This is a genomic window from Flavobacterium adhaerens (assembly GCF_040045115.1).
Lineage (GTDB): Bacteria > Bacteroidota > Bacteroidia > Flavobacteriales > Flavobacteriaceae > Flavobacterium > Flavobacterium adhaerens.
The window spans coordinates 101,305-123,000 of record NZ_JBDLZX010000006.1 but is presented as its reverse complement, the minus strand read 5'-3'; the positions used below and the strand labels follow the sequence as shown (position 1 = coordinate 123,000).

Annotated in this window: 13 protein-coding genes; 4 read left to right on the top strand and 9 right to left on the bottom strand. The window is 31.5% G+C overall.

The features are described from left to right. Positions 1–19: 19 nt before the first annotated feature. The 3 genes from ABEB18_RS10020 to ABEB18_RS10010 form a co-directional block, all read right to left on the bottom strand. Positions 20–1,216 (bottom strand): C1 family peptidase, encoded by a 1,197-nt coding sequence (locus ABEB18_RS10020; protein ID WP_348799168.1) that lies wholly within the window; start codon positions 1,214–1,216, stop codon positions 20–22. A 90-nt stretch (positions 1,217–1,306) separates the two neighbouring features. Continuing rightward, on the bottom strand, positions 1,307–3,208 hold the full coding sequence (locus ABEB18_RS10015) for a S9 family peptidase (protein WP_348799167.1): 1,902 nt from the start codon (positions 3,206–3,208) through the stop codon (positions 1,307–1,309). 124 nt (positions 3,209–3,332) lie between these two features. Next, the gene (locus ABEB18_RS10010) at positions 3,333–3,746 is read right to left on the bottom strand and encodes a hypothetical protein (RefSeq protein ID WP_348799166.1); all 414 of its coding nucleotides are present in this window, start codon (positions 3,744–3,746) and stop codon (positions 3,333–3,335) included. A gap of 236 nt (positions 3,747–3,982) precedes the next feature. Here ABEB18_RS10010 and ABEB18_RS10005 point away from each other — a divergent pair, with 236 nt between their 5' ends. Beyond that, positions 3,983–5,095: an NAD(P)/FAD-dependent oxidoreductase gene (locus ABEB18_RS10005; protein ID WP_348799165.1), complete on the top strand. Its 1,113-nt coding sequence runs from the start codon at positions 3,983–3,985 to the stop codon at positions 5,093–5,095. A gap of 3 nt (positions 5,096–5,098) precedes the next feature. After that, positions 5,099–5,842 carry a monofunctional biosynthetic peptidoglycan transglycosylase gene (gene mtgA / locus ABEB18_RS10000; protein ID WP_348799164.1) on the top strand — a complete coding sequence of 248 codons (744 nt, stop codon included), beginning with the start codon at positions 5,099–5,101 and terminating at the stop codon, positions 5,840–5,842. Positions 5,843–6,153: 311 nt separating this feature from the next. Here mtgA and ABEB18_RS09995 read toward each other — a convergent pair whose 3' ends face one another. Beyond that, positions 6,154–8,832 carry a RemA C-terminal-like gliding motility protein gene (locus ABEB18_RS09995; protein ID WP_348799163.1) on the bottom strand — a complete coding sequence of 893 codons (2,679 nt, stop codon included), beginning with the start codon at positions 8,830–8,832 and terminating at the stop codon, positions 6,154–6,156. Positions 8,833–9,318: 486 nt separating this feature from the next. Here ABEB18_RS09995 and ABEB18_RS09990 point away from each other — a divergent pair, with 486 nt between their 5' ends. Beyond that, positions 9,319–10,545, top strand: a complete 1,227-nt coding sequence (locus ABEB18_RS09990) for a phage integrase SAM-like domain-containing protein (protein ID WP_348799162.1) — start codon at positions 9,319–9,321, stop codon at positions 10,543–10,545. Positions 10,546–11,347: 802 nt separating this feature from the next. Further along, positions 11,348–13,861, top strand: coding sequence for an HD domain-containing protein (locus ABEB18_RS09985; RefSeq protein ID WP_348799161.1), 2,514 nt, complete (start codon positions 11,348–11,350; stop codon positions 13,859–13,861). Between the two features lie 124 nt (positions 13,862–13,985). On the opposite strand, the gene ABEB18_RS09980 is transcribed toward ABEB18_RS09985, so the two are convergent. The 5 genes from ABEB18_RS09980 to ABEB18_RS09960 form a co-directional block, all read right to left on the bottom strand. Then, positions 13,986–16,364, bottom strand: a complete 2,379-nt coding sequence (locus ABEB18_RS09980; RefSeq protein WP_348799160.1) for an AAA family ATPase — start codon at positions 16,362–16,364, stop codon at positions 13,986–13,988. Continuing rightward, entirely contained in the window at positions 16,357–17,061 is a 705-nt protein-coding gene (locus ABEB18_RS09975) for an ABC-three component system middle component 1 (RefSeq protein WP_348799159.1), read from the bottom strand. The genes ABEB18_RS09980 and ABEB18_RS09975 overlap by 8 nt, the downstream gene beginning before the upstream one ends. Then, positions 17,045–18,376 carry an ABC-three component system protein gene (locus tag ABEB18_RS09970; protein WP_348799158.1) on the bottom strand — a complete coding sequence of 444 codons (1,332 nt, stop codon included), beginning with the start codon at positions 18,374–18,376 and terminating at the stop codon, positions 17,045–17,047. Before ABEB18_RS09970 ends, ABEB18_RS09975 begins: the two co-directional genes overlap by 17 nt. Before the next feature lie 169 nt (positions 18,377–18,545). Further along, positions 18,546–19,739 carry a GIY-YIG nuclease family protein gene (locus ABEB18_RS09965; RefSeq protein ID WP_348799157.1) on the bottom strand — a complete coding sequence of 398 codons (1,194 nt, stop codon included), beginning with the start codon at positions 19,737–19,739 and terminating at the stop codon, positions 18,546–18,548. After that, positions 19,732–21,666: a DEAD/DEAH box helicase gene (locus ABEB18_RS09960; protein ID WP_348799156.1), complete on the bottom strand. Its 1,935-nt coding sequence runs from the start codon at positions 21,664–21,666 to the stop codon at positions 19,732–19,734. The genes ABEB18_RS09965 and ABEB18_RS09960 overlap by 8 nt, the downstream gene beginning before the upstream one ends. Positions 21,667–21,696 lie beyond the last annotated feature (30 nt).

Below are 21,696 nucleotides of genomic sequence, written 5' to 3'. Positions count from 1 at the left end.
TTATCCTAATAGATTACAATTAGGCACCAATCTTTTTTACAATATCCGATGGAATACCTCCTTTATTTACCATAAACGATGTTGTTTTGTATTTTACAAAATTCTTGGTTACATATAAATAACCTTTGTAATCATTGGATGTACCCCAAGAGTTTTTTACGATATAGTATTCTTTACCCATTTGATCTTTGGCAATACCAACGATGTGCATTGCATGGTCATCGGTAGTTTGATAATTATCAAATGCTTTTTGACGCAATTCTTCTGTGATTTCTAATTCTTGTTTTGGACCATTAAACATATTTTCTTTTTCTTCACTAGTCATTTCGTCAAATTTTTTGGTAGGAACATAGGCAACACCATTTTTCCAGCTAAAACTTTTTTCACTTACATCTGATGCCCAAGCTACTGTATAACCGTTTTTCAATGCATTATCAATAATTGTGGTTATATCATTCATTTTGATATTGTACACCAAATCAAACGACCAGTTGTCTGGAACCATCATCATTGTTTTGGTATAATATGGTTTATTGGCATACGAAGCAAACTCTACATACTCATCTGGATTTATCCCAACTACTTCTTTAGCGAAAGTTTGAGAAGTGTAATTTTTTCCGTTATAGGTAAAATTTTCTGGAACCTGACCTAAATAAGAATCAATAACTGCAGCATAAGCTTTTTCCCAGTTAGGTGTTAATTCTCCGTTTGGGTTTTTTACTATTGCTGCCAACATGGCTTCTGTCAATCCGGCCATTTCAGCAAATTTGTTTTTTGAAGTTCCGTAGTTCAATCCTGTGTAAACAGATTGCGGAACAGCACCATATTGTCTGTACATATTAATTACATCGTGTAATTCTCCACCATCCCCCAAAGTTACGGCTCCATGCATACGAACATAATTTTTTCCTTTTTCAACATAAGCATTTCTAGCCGAAAAAATTTGTGATAATTCGACTGGTTTTTTACCAATTCGGATCATCTCAGATTCTAAAAAGGAATTGGCAGAATAACTCCAACAAGTACCAGAAGATCCTTGGTATTTTACCGAGGTATTTTCGAGGTTGATTACATCGCTAAATTGAAAACTTTCAACGCTTTTTGCGCTAGCATTTACTTTTAAGGAATTGACTAATCCGTCTTGAGCATTCATCGTTTGCATCCCAACTAGTAATGAAGTAGCGATTACAATTGATTTTAAGGGAAATTTGTACATTTTGAAAAAAAGGTTAAGATTTTGTAATATGTAACAAAAATTAAAATATTGTTACAAAAATATTTTTTTTTAAATCAAATCGATTTGGGATTATAGGGTTTCATTGAGCCATTTAAAAAATTCTTTTTGCCAAATTTGAGCATTTTGAGGGTGTAATACCCAATGGTTTTCTTCTGGAAAATAAAGCAGCCTACTTTTGATCCCTCTGATTTGAGCCGCTTGAAAAGCTTCTTGAGATTGACCAATAGGAACTCTAAAATCGATTCCTCCTTGAATAATCAAAATAGGTCTGTTCCAGTTTTGAACATAATTGATAGGGTTGAATTCATTGTATGCTTTTTGTGCAACAGTATTTTCTTTTTCCCAGTAAGGTCCGCCAAAATCCCAGTTGTTAAAGAATACTTCTTCGGTAGTACCAAACATACTTTGGGTATTGAAAACACCATCATGAGCAATAAAAGTCTTGAATCTGTTTTTGTGAATTCCTGCCAAATAAAAAACAGAATAGCCTCCATAACTAGCACCAACACAACCCAAACGTGTTTTGTCAACATAGCTCTCTTTGGCAACATCATCTATAGCCGAAAGGTAATCGTTCATTACTTGTCCGCCCCAGTCTTTACTGATTTGTTCGTTCCATTCTACGCCATGACCTTGCATACCACGACGGTTTGGAGCTACAACAATATATCCGTTGGCAGCCATCAACTGAAAATTCCATCTAAAAGAATACGATTGTGTCAAGGGTGATTGTGGTCCTCCCTGACAGAATAATAAGGTTGGGTATTTTTTTGAGGCATCAAAATTAGGAGGTAAGATTACCCAAACCAACATCTTTTTACCATCAGTAGTTGTAACATATCGTCTCTCAGTTTTGCTCATTGCCAATTTTGAATACGTTTTGGTATTCACATTTGTCAATTGTTTCCAAGTGTTTTTCTTCAAATTATATGAAAAAATTTCAGCCGCATGATTCATGTCGGTGCGAGTAACTATAAAATCTTCTCCTGATAACCCGACTAATCCACTAACATCAAAGTCACCATTTGTAATTTGTTGTACTCGTACAGCGATTCTAGAAAGACCAGGGAAATTCACTTCAAATAATTGTCTAGTTCCATCAATTGGTGCAATAAAATATATTTTTTTACCATCTTTACTCCACATAAATTGTTCGACAGTACCATCCCAATTTGCGGTTAGATTGATTGTCATTCCTTTGAAACTCACAACCAAATCATTTTTGTCCGATTCGTAACCGTCACGTTTCATTTGCAACCAAGTCAAACTCCCGAAAGGCGAAAATTGCGGAGCTGTGTCGTATCCTAAATTTCCTTCGGATCTGTTAATTGTTTTTCCAGTTTCTAGATTGTATTCATAAATGTTAGTATCTGTAGAAAGAGCATATTGAGTTCCTGTTTTTTTCTTACACACATAAACGATACTTTTGCTATCTGGTGACCAAATATAATCTTCATCTCCACCAAAAGGTTTTTGCGGACTATCAAATTTTTCTCCTTTTAGGATATCAATTCCAGTTGCCCCTTCTTTATTTTCTTTATAAAAAACATGGTTAAAAGATCCAGTATTCCAAGTGTCCCAATGGCGATAATCTAAACCATCATAAATTTGAACGTTTGATTTGTCAAGATTTGGGTAAAAGTCTGTTCCTAGTACGTTATCAATTTTTACTTCTTCGTTGTAAACCAAAAATTTTCCGTCTGGAGAAATGTTTTTATCAACCAATAATTCTTTGGTATCTTTTATTTCAACTGCTTCGCCACCATTAAGAACGATACTGTAGTATTTAGAGATGGATTTGTTTTCCTCGATTGATGGGGTAGATACTTTATAAATGACATTTTTGCCATCTTTTGAAATTCCCAGTGGAGTTAATCGTCCTAATTTCCAAAGTAATTCGGGAGTCATTACATTTTGTGCACTTGCTGATAAACTCATAATAGTTAGCATTAAAAAGAGCGTTTTCTTCATAATTATATAAAATATGTATTCGGTTTTCAAATATAGCGTTATAATTCGTAATTAAACGAGGAGGTGCAACATAAAAAAAACTTAAATAATTGAACCTTTATAAGTTGTAAGAAAATGTGATAACTTATGAGGATTTGAGAATTTCAAAAGTTATTAAACTAATGAAAATACATATTACAAGAATAATCATGCTCACAATCATTATTTTTTTTAGTAATGATTGCTTGTCTTTTTTGATAAATGAAGAAGTGTCGTTGAAGGTTTTATTTCCCGAAAAAGTATCAACGGTACTTATATACGAAATCCACCCACCTTTTTCGTAAATCTGTTTTCCAAGTTCTGTCAAATCACAGCGAAACCCTTGATTATTATCCAACAACACTAGGCCTTTGCTTACTAATATCTCTGCAAATGCCTTTGAATTTTTAAGATTAAAACCAAATTCGTCTTTGAAATTGATGCGCATCATATAGTGTGATTTGGATGTGTAAAGTAATTTCAAATTGACTTCGATAAGGTCATCAACATTTTCAAACATAATCAAAAAATAATTTGGGTTTTTAGAGACAAATCCTCTTTTACGAATCAGAAAACAACCTCGAAAGGTATTTGACTAATGCACAATTATAGTGCCAAACGAGTCTTAATTTTAAATAAATAACAAAAAAAGTACCTAATGAGAAATTAATTTTAGATAATCAATAACAATTATAGGATATTGGATGCTTATTCAATTCAACTGGAAAATTTATTTAATTTTATGAAAAAATAGATATGGAACTAAGCTATTGGGAATTAAAAAATTGGTTCAGCCAAGTAGATTATACTATAGTGGGCAGCGGTATTGTCGGACTTCATGCAGCATTGCGTTTACGAGAAAAATACCCAACGCGTAAGATAATAATTTTAGAAAAAGGAATGTTACCACAAGGGGCAAGTACCAAAAATGCTGGTTTTGCCTGTTTTGGAAGTTTATCCGAAATCGTCGAAGATTTAAAAACTCATACCGAAGAAGATGTTATTGAGCTTATCCAGAAGAGATGGGCTGGATTGCAGTTGTTGCGAAAAAATCTTGGAGATACTGTTTTAGATTTAAAACCTTACGGAGGTTATGAGTTGTTTTTGAAGGATGATCAAAATAGTTTCTTAGAATGTTCTAATAAGTTGCCTTTTGTGAATGAGATTTTAAAGCCTCTTTTTAAAACAGATGTGTTTGCGAAAGAAGTAGATCGTTTTGGTTTTGGAGGGATTCAGGAGTATTTGATTTTTAACCCTTTTGAAGCTCAGATTGATACGGGCAATATGATGCAGGCATTGTTAAAGAAGGCTGTTTCGAATGATATTTTGATACTCAATCAGCAAACTTTGATTTCTTATTTAGAAAATAAAAATGAGGTTGAGGTTGTTTTGGAGAATTTTAGTTTTAAAACTGGTAAACTATTGTTTGCTTCAAATGGATTTGCTGAAAAATTGACCAATAGTTTAGTAAAGCCTGCTCGTAATCAGGTTATCATTACTGAACCGATTGTCGATTTGGATATAAAAGGTACTTTTCATTTGGATAAAGGATATTATTATTTCCGAAATGTAGGAAACAGAATATTGCTTGGAGGCGGTAGAAATCTGGATTTTGAGACAGAAACTACAAACGAATTTGGTAACACAGAAATTATTCAAAAAAAATTGGAAGACTTACTAAAAAAAGTAATTTTGCCTAAACATGATGTTAAAATTGAACACCGTTGGAGCGGAATTATGGGACTTGGTAATAGTAAAAAACCAATTATATCTCAACTGTCTGAAAACGTGTATTGTGGTGTTCGTCTTGGCGGAATGGGAGTAGCAATAGGCAGTTTAATAGGAACCGAATTAGCAGATTTAGTATAAATAATGGCAACCAAAATAACACCCAAAAAAACAACTAAAAAACCCGCCAAAAAGAACTCGGGAAATTGGATTACTAAAGTAAAATGGTTCTTGTTGAAAGTTTTATTGTGGTTTTTTGGAATCTCGGTTGCGTTTGTGGTTCTTTTTAAATTTGTTCCAGTACCATTCACACCTTTAATGGTTATACGTTATTTTGAAAATAGCGCCGCAGGAAAGGAAAATCATTTTAGTCATAATTGGGAGCCAATCGAAAATATTTCCATGAATTTACAAAAAGCAGTAATTGCTAGTGAGGACGGTGCTTTTTTGACTCATAATGGTTTTGATTTTATAGCCATGCAAAAAGCATATAAGAGCAACGAGAGAGGGCGAAAGATAAGAGGAGGAAGTACTATTTCGCAACAAACAGCCAAAAATGTTTTCTTGTGGCAGGGCAGGAGTTATTTCCGTAAAGGACTTGAAGCCTATTTTACCGTTTTGATTGAACTTGTTTGGGGAAAAAAAAGAATTATGGAGGTGTATCTTAACAGTATAGAAATGGGGGATGGTGTTTATGGAGCCTATGCCGCAACCGAATATTGGTATCGAAGAGATGCTTCGAGTTTGACCATGCAACAAGCTGCTGGTATAGCGGCAATTTTACCGAACCCAAGAAAATATAAAGCAACAAGTTCTTCGTCTTATATCAATAATAGAAAAAGAAAAATTGTTCGAATTATGAAACAAGTGGGCAAAGTTGAGTATTAAGAAATAATACTTTTTATTGATTGTATAAAAGAAAGGCTACCCTTATTGGATAGCCTTTTGCTTTTGTTTAAACTTGTATATTGTATAAATCCCAAAAATTAATGCGATTACAAATAGAACTACTATGTTTTCGTCAATAGGGGCATCATGACCTAGTGGTGGTGGTGGATCCGTTGGAGGAGGTTGAGCTATGATTAATGTGTTTGCGTTAAGACACATCAAAATTGTCAAAATGCGTAATATATATTTATTGTTTAACATAATAGATATTCGGGTTTGAAGATTTGGATAAGGCAAGATATTGTTTTTTTTTAATTAAATAAAACTTTCTTGGTTGTCGAAATGCCGCTCTCTAAGTTTACTTTTACTAATAATACTTGATTTTGTGCTTTTAAAGAAGCTATTTCTAAAACCGAATTTTCAATTTTGTCTTTTTTGTAAATTGTTTTTCCAGACAAATCATATACAACAACATTTTCAATTTTTTCAGAATTGGCACTTACAGTAATGATTTTGTTTTTCGAGGTGATAATTATGGCATTGTCAGTTTTCTCAATATCATCAACAGCTAAATTTTTATTAGTGTATTTTAAAACAAAACGATCTGAAAAAGTTCCGTCAACACTCGAAAAAGTATAATTACTCTGACGTAAGTCATAAGTAGTACTGGTTACCTTATCATATAAATAAACAGGTTGAGTGTCTAAACTTCCATCTGTGTATGCAATACTTATAGTAAATTGATTTGCAACAGTTGCTCCTTTACCCAAATTAACCGTATAACCCAGAGGAACTTCATCTGTATCATTAAATGGAAGTTCTCGTCCTTGAATGATTAATCGAGAACCGTTGTTAACACTGAAAAAGTCGGCATATTTGTTTAGTCTAAAACTAGTCCCGTCATATTGTTTGTCATAATCATTGGTTGCACCATCAACATAACCAATTAGGATTTGTTTAAATAATCCTTCGTTGTTAGTCAAGTTTAGCCAAATCCTGTTTTTTTCTGTTTTGTTTTTTTTGCTCATTTTAAAAAACTGTGTACCACTTCCATCAACACGCATTGCATTTGTAAAAACAATTGGATTAGTAGTTTGTGTTGCAATAAAAAATCCTTGTCCTGAAGCAATTTTATCTATAGCTGGACGAGTTGTTTCATCTGGGTCTGTACTTGTGCTTCCAGTATTATTGCGTAAAGCATAATCGGCACTATTGTAATTGTAGTCATAATCTCCTGGGTTACTGCTACTAACAGGGTTGGCGTGAGTCCAGAAATAAAAAGTACTGTATAAGTCAGGGTTGGCTTCTATAAAAGCATCAGTATCAATTGACGATGGATAAGGATTTCCAACGAGTTGCCAAGTACCAGTTGTAGGAACTGGAATATCTCCATTGTTAGGAACACCTATAAATTTCCCTTCAAATGTACTACCATCTACAAAATTAGTATCATCTGTTTCAACAGGAGAACTAGTTGGGTCGTATTGGCCAACAATTTGTTTTGTTGGAGCCATTACTGCAAATCCAACACCTGGATTCATCGTTGCATCACTTACAAATGCCCAAGCATCATTATTAAAGGATTGATATCCTTTTACCGTATAAGGTGAGAAACCTGTTAAAGTCATACTGGCTACTGGTGATGACCAAAAAGTATAATCGTATTTTACTAAAGCTGTAGTATTGCGTTTGAAAGTGATGTCGCCGCTATTTGGTGTGTCGGCATATTGAATCAAACTAGCATTGTTTTCAAAAGTTAAAGAACCTCCATTTACCGTTACTTCGTTGCTAATTTCAAGGGTTAAATTGGCAGGGATTGTAACATTTCCAGAATTTACGGTGCAGGAGCAACCTGACAAATTGCTTGGTGCGGTATAGTCACCAGCAAAAATAATTGGTTCGGCTATTGTAGGAAGTAATCCATCACCGTCCCAAGCTGTTCCGTTCCAAGTTTTGGCTGTTGCAGTACAAGGTGTTCCTACAGTGATAATTCCTGTGTTAGTAAAAAAAGTATCGTTTTTATTAGAAGCAGTTGATGATGTGCTTCCCCAAGTTCCTATTTGTTGTAGTGTACTTGCTAAACTCAATGTTGTTGTTGTGTGAGTTCCACCTGATCCTAAATTTGCTGTTACTCCAGAATTTATTGATAAGCGGTTTTTAATGTTAATACTTGGTACAGGAAAAAGTTTGACTCCTCCAGTAGCCAAATTTAAATTGTTATATTCTGTGTTAAGAATTTCTTGGTTTCCGCTCGCAGCATATCTTACGGTTGCTTTGTTGCCGTTTAGAATGACTTCAGTATGAGAATCCGCAGTATAATCAAATGGATTGCCAGTATAGTTAAGAATTAAAGTTTTATCATGGGTAGTAGTAGTAGGTGTTGGTGATGCCCCAACTGTGAGATTCATATAGGTAGGCATTGTAAATGTTGATACTTGGTCAGTATGAATAATTCCATCATTTATAATTTTTATTTGACCGTCTAATGTCATAATTCCCTTTTCTAAGCTAAAAGTGCTATTGTTATAGTATGTAGCTCCACTGCTAACTATTGTTAAATCACCAAGGATATTGAGTTGTGCGACTGTAGATAATATCTGAGTATAAATTGCAGAGTTATTAGGGGTGGTTTCATCTCCTAAGTCAAATGAAGCGCAAGTAATGGTTCCATCTCCGCTTAAATAGGTGTTTCGTTTACTAGTGTTAGATGAGTCTGCCGTAATTTTTCCCGTAACGGTTAATATAAAAGTATCGTTTACAATAAGCGCTGTATTATTACCCTGTAAAGTAATAGTTTTGCAGGTTGTGTTTTCTGTGATTGTAATATTTCTGGTTATAATAACATCGTCTGTTGCTATTGGAACTATTCCTCCAACCCATGTTGATGTATCATTCCAGTTACCAGACTGAGCAGTTGTAATAGTCGCAGCTATTGCAAAATCATGAATAAAAAGTGCTATTAGGGCACTAAAAAGTAATTTTTTTTTCATATTCGACCAGGTTAAATTTTTCAACTTTTTTCCGTATTAAGACAAAAAAAGTTAAGGTTTGTGTGCAAAAATAGTTTTCTTTTTGCTGTATTACAATGTGATATGAGATTTATTTTGTTGTTAAATTCCTTTTTTAACGGCAAAATACAGATTTAATTGCTTATAGAAAGATAAATCTTAAATATTCCTTATTTGTTTTAAGGAAATTCTTAATTAATAATGTGTAGACTTGTAAAATTTAAGGATATAAAACAAAAAAGCCTCACATTTCTGTAAGGCTTTGATTTACAACGTGGTCCCACCTGGGCTCGAACCAGGGACCACCTGATTATGAGATAGATAAATAGCCTTTGCACTTAATTGCATTTAGCTTCAAAGTAGCTATATATCAACCACTTATGAATTTTTAAAAATACTTTTGTTTCATTCAACTTCATAGAATACATGCATTTGTTGTACGGATGTTGTACTTAAAAATATGTAAGAATGAAAGCTAGTTTAAAAATTATACTAAAAAAAACAGAGTTAAGTGATGGAACATATCCAATAAACTTAAGAATTACTATTAATAGAAAATCCAAATTCTATAAAACTCCTTATAACGTACTTCCAAAATTTTGGAACGACAAAGCAAGTGAATTTAAATCACAATTCCCAAATTATTTACAAGCTAATCGGATATTGAATTCGATAAAACATGATGCTTCTAAAATTTTAAATAAACTGATTGAAGAAGAGCACGAATATTCAATTGAAGCATTTGATGCATTATTTAGACCACAAGAAGTAGAAAAAATAAATTTCATTGCTTATTTCGAAAAGAGAAAATTACAGCTCAAAGAGTCTGGAAAAATAAGTTCTAGTTGTTCTTATCGTGATACCATTTCTGCTCTTATGCGATTCCAGCCTGAACTTTCAACCTACTCATTTGCAAAAATTAATTATACTTTCTTAGTAGCTTTTGAGGCTCATTTGCGCTCAAGAGGTTGCCATGATGGCGGAATTGGGGTATATATGCGCAATATTAGATCTGTTTATAATTCGGCTATTAAATCAAAAATTGCATCAAGTGAAACATATCCTTTCAGAGATTACATAATTTCAAAATTGAAATCCAGCAAAGTAAAAAAAGCGTTAAGCAAACAGGATTTACAATTACTATTAGATTACGATTTTTCAACTAATAAAGAGGGCATTAAAGCATTGTACACTTATTTGTTCAGTTTCTACTGCCGTGGTATGAATTTTACTGATATAGCTGAATTAAAATGGAATGATGTGGACTTAAGTAGTTTTTCATATGTCAGAAATAAGACTCTGGTAAAATTAAATGTAAAAATTCCGGATAATAAATACATGACCGAAATTTTACAATACTTTAAAATCTATCGCCCTTTTGAAACTGATTATATTTTCCCAATTTTAGAAAAAGACAAAAACCATTATACCAAAACAGAACTCAGGGATCGAAAAAAAAGTGTGCTAAATTATTACGGCAAACTTCTTAACACCATATCGCTTGAATGTGGCATTAAAACAAAAGTTACTTTTTATACTGCCAGACACACTTTTGCAACACTATCTTTAAAGAAAGGATTAAGCACAGTAATGATAAAGCAAGGATTAGGACATCAATCTATTAAAACAACTGAAGCATATTTGGAAGATTTTAGTACAGAAGAATTGAACATTGCCTTTGAAAATTTAATCTAAAAAATTAGTTCAACTTTAAAATACAAAACTTCATCTTTTGCCAATATAATAGTAGTTTCCGACAAACTGGCTTCTTTATACGAGATGATTATCAATCCACGTTTTTTTCTATAATTTTCAAAACAAAGAAAAAGAGAAAAAAGAAAGTCGTTGTATTAGTGGAGGTTTCAAAAGAAGTCAAGTTTTTTTGAAAAAATACAACCCGAAAGGGTGGAGATTTTTTCAAAAACCCGTAGGGCTTGAACTTTACTTTTTGAAACCGGAACTTACCTTTACTTTCTTTTTTATTTTTCTCTCGAAGAGAGGTGCTCTTCTTTTCCGATGGCTGTGAGAAGGAGCAACAGCTGAAACAATCAGGGGCGACAGACATAATACGGCTGGAATGCAGTGGAACGTAGCTTGCGGAGTGAAACGGAATGAAGCGGTATTGTGGATGTAATAGCCCCGCCGAATGCAGGAAGAGAGTGTGTGAAGAAGAGGAACAAGCAGCGCAATAAAAACAGCTGCTTACTTTCAAGCTGCTGTTTTTATTGTTGCTGCGTCGTGTCTGTGGAACGGAGGGAGGTACGACCGACTGGAACAGCCGAACGGAACAAAGCAAACGACCGTAGTGAGACCGCTTGATTGCCCGTAATGTTTAAATAGGCTGTCTTTTGGAATAGATTATAATTTAACGATAAAATACATTAAAACTTTGTGTAATCCGAATATAAGTTTTTACTTAGTCTCAAATCTACTGAAGAAACAGGATGAAACCTTCAATTTTTAGAAGCAAAAATAAAATCAAACAAATTGACTTAAAATGAACATTGATACAGACTATAAAATGGACGACTTAACACTTATCAAGCATTTAAAAAGTATTGACAGTCCATTTCTTCCTAAAATTAAAGAAGTTTATGAACAAGTAAAAGACATCTTAAATAGTAGGGTACAACACGTTTTTCCAAACTATACACTGCACAACACCGGACATTCTTTTAGGATTATGGAATATATGAGTAAGTTGGTTGGAGACATTACGAAGTTAAATGAACTCGAAATTACTTTAATGGTTTACTCAGCGCTTTTGCACGATATTGGAATGGCAGTAAGTGATGACGACATAATTGCTATTAAAGCTGACTCTTTCACTTTTTGCGATGTAAAGTTTTCTGCAATGAAAAAGATTATGGAAGGAGATGAAGCATTAGCATTGCAAGAATATGTTAGGAGAATTCATGCTTCTTTATCTAGTAAATATATTTTTGAACATTTGAAAGACAAGTTAGTTATACCCAAACTGACTAACCTTGATTTCACAAAAGAACTTGCCTTAATTTGTAAATCTCACACAGAAGATTATGACTGGATAAAAAACAATTTGAGAACAAACGAAGTTAGAGGTGACTACTCATTTAATCCTCAATTTATTGCTACAGCACTTCGTTTGGCTGATATTCTCGACATTGATGGAAACAGAACACCTCACAACTTATACAAACTTATTTCTCCTAAAGGAATTAGCGATCAAGAATGGAGACAACATTTTGTGATTTCTAACAACGAGAAAATATTAATAAATGAAAAGACTCAACAGAAAAGAGTTGTCTTTCATGGAAAAGCAAATAATGCAAGCATACATCGTAAAATCCTGGTATATATTAGTTGGGTGAAAAATGAATTGACTAATGCTACTGCATTAGTTAATGGTATGCCTTCACAATACAGTTTGGTTTATGATATCAATCCCGAAGTCAACATTCAGACTGAGGGTTACAGCTTTTCAGATTATAAAATGACTTTGGAGTTTAAGGCAATTAGTTCTTTGCTGATGGGAGAAAAAATTTACGGGAGTAAATCTTTAGGACTCAGAGAACTTATTCAAAATTCAATTGATGCCTGTCGTATTCGACAAGAAACTGAGGAATTGAATAAGGAGTTTGGACAAGACGAATATAAGCCAAAAATAAAAGTTATTTTAGATCCTGAAAAAGATCTTGCCATAATCAAGGATAATGGAGCTGGTATGTCAATGGATATAATTAAAAGACATTTCCTTAACATTGGAGTTTCCTATTATAATTCAACAGACTTTTTACTTAGAGACTTTGACTACAAACCAATCGGTAATTTTGGCATAGGATTTCTTTCCTGTTTTATGCTATCTAATGAGGTAAAAGTTTTAACTAGACATTATAAGTCAAAGAATAAATATCTGATTGAACTTGAACAAGGAAACGAATGGACATCATTAACTGAAACAGAAGATGTAGTTTTTGACGGCACTGAAGTAATTTTAAACTATACAAATTTTATTAAAGTTTTTGACTACAAACTGCAAAGTGTAAAAACTTTTTTAAATACTTATTTTCTAACCGATGGTATTGATTTTGAATTGATAGATAAATTAGAAAAACAAATTACCCTGATTAAAAATCCAATTATCCTATCTGATAATCTTGATAACGGATTTGTGAAAATTGAGTTCAAAGATTATCTGAAAGACATTGAAGGTTATGCTTTGATAAAAAAGAAAAATGACTTTATTAAGAAGTTTGAGGAAATTGACTTTCCAGGAACTCTCTACCGATACCATGATAACGAAGGTTTTTTGGAAGTAACTGATTTTTCAACTCTTAACATAGATGATTATATTAATGAAAAGGAGTTGAAATATCTTTCAATTCCTTTGGTCGAATCTCATTTAGAAGATGACTTTCTGAGTGGAATGAAATTTACAAATGATGATGTTGACGAAGTGATTGAAAAAATGGATAGAGAACTTTCTTGGATTTCAGTTATCATTCCAAAAGATATTCAAAATTCAATTTATGATGAAACTATAAAAAAGGGAGAAAATATTTTTGAAAATTTTGGATTTGAAGAACTTGAACAAATAGGACATTCAGATTTATGTATGACAAAGACATTTGTAAATACAATTACTCTATTTGAAGGCAAAAAAAACGATTTGTATTTACCTTTTGATAAAAAAGACCGAGACAATGGAATATATTTGTGGAAAACCCCTGAAAAAAGAAAGGAACTTTTTATGCGAAGCGTATTGATAAAAGATTTTCGTTTCAATATTCCTATCTCAGCCTCTATTTTCGAGATAAATACGATTGTTATAAACATCAATTCAAGAAAATTCATTCCAGATATATCAAGAAATAATGTTGATTCCAAAGCAAAAGACCTAATAAACTATATTATTGGAAAAGCAATTCACGTAGGTGCGTCTGAAAGTCTTACATTAAGAAAGGACGAAAAAGCTACACTTCAAAATTTCATCGGTATATTTTATGACCAAAAAACAGATTTTGAAAAATGAAATAATTAGAGGAATATTACATATTAGTTTTTTAGCTGGTATAATTCTATGGAATTTTAATGTTAAAATAATTTTTCAGAATAATTTCACATAGCTGTTTTATGCCAATAGTGTAGTTTTAAAATTAAGAGATTGACTGATTCATAACTAATTTTTGAACATTTTGAATTTGAGTTTTCATATCGAACTTATCAAATTTATATTGCATATACCTTGAGGTAAAATCATCATGTGTTGATGTTATAATTTGATAATCCGTGAATTCGTTTCTTATTAGTTCAATGAAAGTATGAATGTTTAAATCATCCATTGTTTGAATAGGGTCATCTACCGCTAAAAACTTAAACTTTTGATTAGTATTGTATACTTTATTTAATGAAAGACAGAACGCTAATGAAACTACAGCCATCTGTCCTGAGCTCAAATGATAAACAATATCATGATCCGATTTATGACCTGTTTTGAAAATCACATTATTGTTTTGACCTGTTGGATGAATTTTTACAAAAATACCTAACCCTTGTTGATAGCTTTGCAAAATCTTTCCTGAGTAAACATAAAATGGAATCTTAATTTTATTTATCATTTCCTTTTTATGGTCTTGAATTGTCGAATGCACTTTTTTGTAAATGCTTTCTATTCTATCAATAATTTTTAAAAGTTTTTCTTGGCGAGATTCTAAAAACTGAAGCTTATCATTACTTAATAATGCAAATTGACCTCGTAAATAATCTATTTTAGTTGAGAAATCTTCTGCAAGTACCTTGTCAAAAAGTTCCCTATTTGAATTAAAATATTGAATATAAAGTTCTTTACTCTTGATTTTCCCTTCATCATATTCAAAATCTCTTAATAATTGTAAGATTAAAAACGTTTTTAAATTCAATACTCTCTCTTCAATTTCAACCTTGTTTGCAGGGATTTTACTTAAAATTAAATATGAAACCTCTTCTGTTTTTAATACGGAATAGGTTTCTGAAATTTGGTTAATTAAATTCTCGTAATTTGAATACTCATTGACAACTGATAAAATTTCTGGTGCAATAATCTCATTCTCTTCAACATACTTGTTAGTGAAAATTAAAATCTTATCTCTAAATGCTTTAATTTGTTCTAAACATTCCTGCTTTTCTTTAAGCTTTGAATTATTAAAGTTTTCTAACAGCTCAGTTTTAAAATTGATTGCTTTTTCCAGTTTATCATAAGATTCGAATTGTGAATCACATAGTGGACAATTGTTCTCAGGCAAATCCGGAATTTGTTTTATCTTAATGAAAGCCTCTAATGCTTTCTCTCTTTCTAATATTAATTCGGATAGGATTACTCCTATTTCACCTAAATCGTTATCAATTGCTTTAACCTTATTTTCAACTTCAATATATTTATTATACTCAGTCTCGTCATTCAAGAAAAAATTAAAATATTCCTTATTTATAAAGCTTGTATTTATTTGCGAGTTAAATTCTATTGCTTTATTTAATTTATTATTCTTATCAACTAACTCATTAGTTAAATTTGGATGATATATTTTTTTAAAAATAAATGATTTTAATAATGATTCATTTTTTATAATATTTTCATTTAACTCTTTAAATAGTAATGATTTATCATACTCATTTACATCAAATGATTGTCTAAACTCTTTTAATGTAGTTAGTGTTTCTTCGAAATTAAGCAGCTCAATTTTTGCACTATCTAAATTTAAAAACGGTTTCTCTTTATCAAAAGCAAAGTCAGAATCATCAAATATTTTTTTAAAATCTATTTGTGCAGAAGGTGGTAAAGTTCCTTTTAATTCATCAATCTTCGTTTGAATTAATGATGATTGTCGTGATAGATTTGTTTTTAATTCAAATAATTTAATTTTATCTTTTTCCTCTTTATCAATATTAAACAAAAAGCCCAATGAAGCTCCTTTATCATCCTCACTCTTTCTGAGGAAATAAATACTGTTTTCTTGCTGGATATAATTAAAAAGATAATATGTTGAAGCTATTTCAATATTTGAATTATTACCATAAATAAGATTACTTATTTCTGCTTGTTCAACTGTAGGTAAGGAGTCAAACTTATTTAGCGTGAAATAGCTAATGTCATCCGTTAAATAAGTTTTGAACAATTTATTAGAATAGGCAGGTATATTTTTTCGTGCAGAATTATTATCTGAATCAGAATTCACATCATCATAATGTTTTATAATAACAGAATGCTTGCCAGTTTCAGTATTAATAAGCAAAAGTTTCAAAACTACATCTATTCCATCTGTGTTTTGAAAAAAAGGTTTATTTCTATCTTTATTCTTTTTTTGAACCGTATCGAATAATTCAACCCTATTAAATTCACCTGCTAGGCATAATTCAATTACCTCGAAAATGGTTGTTTTACCGAAACCGTTTGGACCAGATAAAACATTTACGTTAAAATCAAAATCATCAAAATCAAATACATTTAAAGATTTTATTCCTTTAAAATTTTCAATAGAAACTTTAAGTATCTTAATCATTGCTTATAAACTTAAATAATAAACCAATTTTTTTTTCGTCTTCATGATTTGTAAAATCAATTTCCTCAATCCCGCTACTAAAAAGCAATAATCTTTCATAAATCAAAGAATCGTTTAACAAAGAAGATTTCAATTTACTTGTTAAATCAAAATATTCATCCTGACCGAATGCTAACTTTAAAAAAGGTAACTTTATAAACAATTGTAAAACAACCATATACTCCGCCAACTCAGATATATATCCTTCCTCAGAATATTTGTCAAACTTTTCAAAATCATTTAATTTTTCTTGAAGAAATTCGATAGTTGGATTCTCTGACAATTGAGATATTGATTGATCGGTATATAAAATGACATATTTTTTAAAGAAGTATTCGTTTTCTTCAATCAACAATATTTGCTGTTGCAATTTTGATAAAGACTCTAAATCTTCACATTTAACAGTAACAATTAATGATGAGTTTTTTTCAATTTCATTAATCCCACTTGTATCAACTAATCTCCTGTAGATATCTAATATTCTCTTGTAATCACCATTATCATAAAAATTTTCAGTATTTCTTATCTGTAATAATTCAGATTCTTGAATATTGATATTGAAAAAAAAAGATTTGTTTTCATATGAAAAACACTCTTTTTCTTCCTCTAATTTAATGATGTTGTTTTCTTTAAATATATTTTTAAGCAGTTGTATCATCTTTTAAAATAATTAAAGCTTCGTCTCGCTTGATTAATTTTGATTTTGAAGTGAAGGACATGAATTTATCTTCTTCGTTGCCATCTTTACTTTTTATATTGATGTTAGTAATTTTGGGAATATTATCTGAAAAATTAGATGTTATATATCTATTTATCAAAGCATGATTTTCCCAAAGAATGTTTTGTGATTGCAAATTTTCTAAAATTTCTGATATCACTAATTTGACGTCATCTTCTTCACTTGTTATTGTAGTCAACACATATTTTAATTTTTCATCACCCTTTGTATACTGAACTGAATTTTCTATTACTTCAGGAGAAGTATTCTTTATTTCTAAAAGTATTTTCATAAAAACATTTTTAATCCCTTCAGGGTTAAAATTGTATTGGGGTAAATGTGAATATTTTAAGTTCACGTTTAAATTTAGTTTTCTAAGAAAATTAAGAAAATTTGAATCGCTTAATTCATAAAGTTTTTTTATGATTGTTTGCCTAAGTATTTCAATTTGCTCATTATCATCATCATCTTGATGTGCTATTACATTCTTAACAAACTCTTCATAAAAAAGTTTTCTACTTTGAAAAATGTTATTTGTTAAAACATCAAAATCATCATTAATAATTGAATGTAGTTCCTGAAAACTGAATTTTATGTCATATTCTGCTTTACCATCTTTTGTCGCATGTTCATGTCGTATTTTTTCATCTAATTTGAAAGTAAGGTGATTTAGAGTTATTGTAGAAGCGCCATTATTTCCATTATGAAAATCTGATGAATTTAATTCTTTAATTATTAAATCAGCTATTTCATCTGTACCACAATATGATTTAATACTACTATATGGATATCTTTCTACATTAAACGGGTTACCTCCAATACCTTGAAAATAGACATCAGCCCAATTAGTAATTTCTGTTGAAGTATGTAAATAATTATTTATACCACCCCATTGATCATCAACATAATCATCTAATTCTATTTTTTCTCCATCTTGATCTAAAATATATTCACCGTCTTCATCTCTTTTATATTGCTCATTTTTTATAAATACTGATTTGTAAGTATTTATCAAATGACCTTGTGAGTAATATGCTTTGACTTGATGAACTGATATTAGTTCTTTTGGAGTGTTTTGTAATTGTTTAGAGATAGCTACATCTTCTCTGTTTTCATATTCTACAAAATGTGAATCAAATTCATTTTGTAAGTCAGCTTGCATTAATCTACGCATCTCTTTTAATGCAACTAATAATCCTACTTGTCCTTGGTGTGAATAGCCACTCCAACTTGCTGTTGCATTTCTTGAACTCATTTACTATTTATTAAAATTGTATAAAATTATATCTATAATGAAACATAAATTCCTGCTTAATCTTTATTAAAATTGATTTGTTAATAAAAGACATACTTTAAGGCACAAACCGCATTTAATCAGATTAAACAACTCAATTCAAAACTGAATATCTAAATACCCAAAAAAATTATTTTGATGCAATCACCTTATTTTCTTCATCATATTTGTAATTCACAACCTCACCACTAATAATCAATTCAATAGCTTGTTCGATAATTTCTATTGGCGCAACAAACCATTCTCTAGGGGTGTGTCGTCTTTTTTTCTCATCAAAAATGTCAATATTAAGGCAGGATTTCCCAAAGAAATTATGCAATAATTGCTCTAGTTTTTGAGGGTTCATATTGTAGCATTTCCATGCGGTGATAATTTTTACTGGTGCCATTAAATAGGTTGGATCCTTTTCGGCATTTTTAATCCTTTCTTCGACTTCAACTTTTGAATATCCAATCTTGTATAAATTATCAATTGCTCTAATTCTTTCGTCCTTGCTCTTGGAACGCAGTACATAAATATATCCTGCTGCTGTATCTTCATCTGTGATGTCGCTGAAATTCTCAATAAAATTCTCGTTTACTTTATTACTGTTTTCAGAAATAACCTGACCATTAGCATATAATATTTTCTCTACGGATCTTTTTAGCATATTCGATTCTGTACCATTTTCAAATACACATCTTGTTCGCCCGTCTTCTCTTACCCTTGTTCCATCTTCCTTATAATGGTCTTTTCGGTCAATGTTTATTTGTTCTAATAAAAATAAAACTCCATTATGAACGTAATAAGTTCCTTCCCGGAGATTACCCATTTTAAAATCAACCAGTTTGCGTTTTCCTTCTGCTAAATCTTTTTGAATCTCTTTAAATAAAAGTTCATATTTATCGAAGTCTTTGCACGGTTTTCTTCTTGCTACAAAATCAGTTTCGGCTCTTTCGTAATCCTTCGGCGTATGTTTAAAGTCAAATAAATCAGTGTCGTCATTTAATAAGTCGAAAGTATCATCATTGAAAATATCATCGATGGAGTTAATTTCTTTCTGCTCTACGTTTAATAATCCGTGTACATCCAGGTCTTGTAACGACAACATTTTTTCTGGATTTTCCCTAATTTTTTTTAGTCGTGAATAAAGTTGGAATTCCGAAATGTTTGTTGGATTGGGTTGAGGCTCTTTATTATATTTTTCAATAAAATCATTTACTTCATTAAAAGAAGCTGATAGTCGTTCGTCAGCATTTCTGGCATAAGCAATTTTGGGTTTGACATTTAGAATATCAAACTCATCATTATTAAAAATATCATCTAGGACTTTATTCTTATCCATTTGCTAACCGTTTTCTTTTTTCTTCTTTTAAATAAATAATACATTCCGCCATTCTTCGTTCCAGTGGATCGTTTGCATTAACACTAGGTTCTTTGTCATACATTTTTTTGAATTCCACGATTTTTGGCCATAAAATTTTAGCTTCTTCAAAGTCCATTTTTATTCTTGTCGCTTCAATAGTGTCCTGAATTATTTTTAACACTTTTGTAGTGACATCTTTTGAAAGAATTTCGAAAGCTTTTTGAAATGGGTTAATGGAGTCTATTAAATCAATGCGGATGTCGTCGATATTTACAAATTTATCAGCCATTGTAATAAATCGTTGGTCTCCTACTTCTTTTATTTCCCCGTTTTTAATTACTGAATCGACTACCACATATTGACGAATTTCTTCGATCTCCTCGTCGGATAATTCGGGGTATTTAATTCTTATAATTTTAGGGATCAATACTTTGTTTATTACTTCTGGATCGATGTTTCCAGGCATAGCTTTAATCATTGTATCGTCTTGCAGAATGGTTGCTTTTAAATCATTCAAATCCGATTCGAGAATATCTTTTACTCTTTTTGAACTAGGTTCTTTAAATCCTCTTATTTTTATTTCGCCCGGTTCTGCCTCTTCATCATCATTATCAATTCTAGTTTTGAATTTGAAATTAGGTGCTAATACCTGTTCCATTAACAATGACGCTGTAATGGCTTTGAGCATATTATTAGTTGCCACTTTTACATCATCCTTAATAGCGTCTGGACTTGCAATCAGGTTGGTAAATTGCGCGTGAGTTTTATTGTTGCTATCCCGGGTACAACGACCAATAATCTGGATGATTTCAGTTAATGAACCTCTGTAACCAACGGTTAAAGCGTGTTCGCAATATGGCCAATCAAAACCTTCTTTTGCCATACCCAATGCAATGATTAAATCCATATCATCAACTGATTTGATATTACGGAGATAGTTTACGATTTTGTCCCTTTCACGGGGGCTATCTTCTACCAAATCGGCTACTTTTATGATTTTTCCATCACTATGACGCTTGACATGAATTACTCCTGTTTCACTATCCTGTTTGATAATGTCTCCAATGGCATCTATAATAAAATCGACTTCATCGTGTTTCAGTTTTGTAGATTCTCCTGAATTTACATTTGGAATATGAAGGATGGTTTTTTTATTGGTATCAAGAATATCCAATATTGCCGAAGTGTATTTTCCTGTGTAAAAGTGATACCCAATCCCTAATGATTTCAGGAAGTTGTAACCATTCAATTGTTCGTAATAATTGTAAGTTACTTTAGTGAACTTTGCTTCATTCTCCGGTGTTAGAATAGGCACGCTATCGCCTCTAAAATAAGAACCCGTCATTGCTATAATATGAGCAGTAGATTTGTTCATTATTGATTTTAATAATTCCCCCAATCTATTATTGACATCAGCAGAAACATGATGAAATTCATCAATTGCCAATAGAGTATTGTTGAATTTTGTTTCGTCCAATTCTTCGCAGGCAAATCGTAAAGTAGCGTGTGTACAAATTAATATTTTTTCGTCACTATCCATGAAATTATGAAAAGCTTTTACTTTACTGCTACTACCTTCGTCCCCTGGTGTACATAAATTATAAACATCGTTTGGCTCCCAATTGGCAAAAAAACCATCTTTCTTCAAATCCGTTTTAGAAAATGAACTCCCAATAGAACGCTCGGGAACCGCTACAATAACTTTCTTGATGCCTTGATTAATTAATTTATCTACTGCCAAGAACATTAAGGCACGGGATTTACCCGAAGCAGGAGGAGCTTTGAGTAATAAATACTGCGCATCACGAGATTCAAAAGCACGAGTTTGCATTTCTCGCATACCCATAGTATTGGTTTTTGTACTATTTCCGGTATTATGGTAATTTACATTTACTATATCTGGCATCTTTTATTTTTTATTATGGAAGTAGTTATT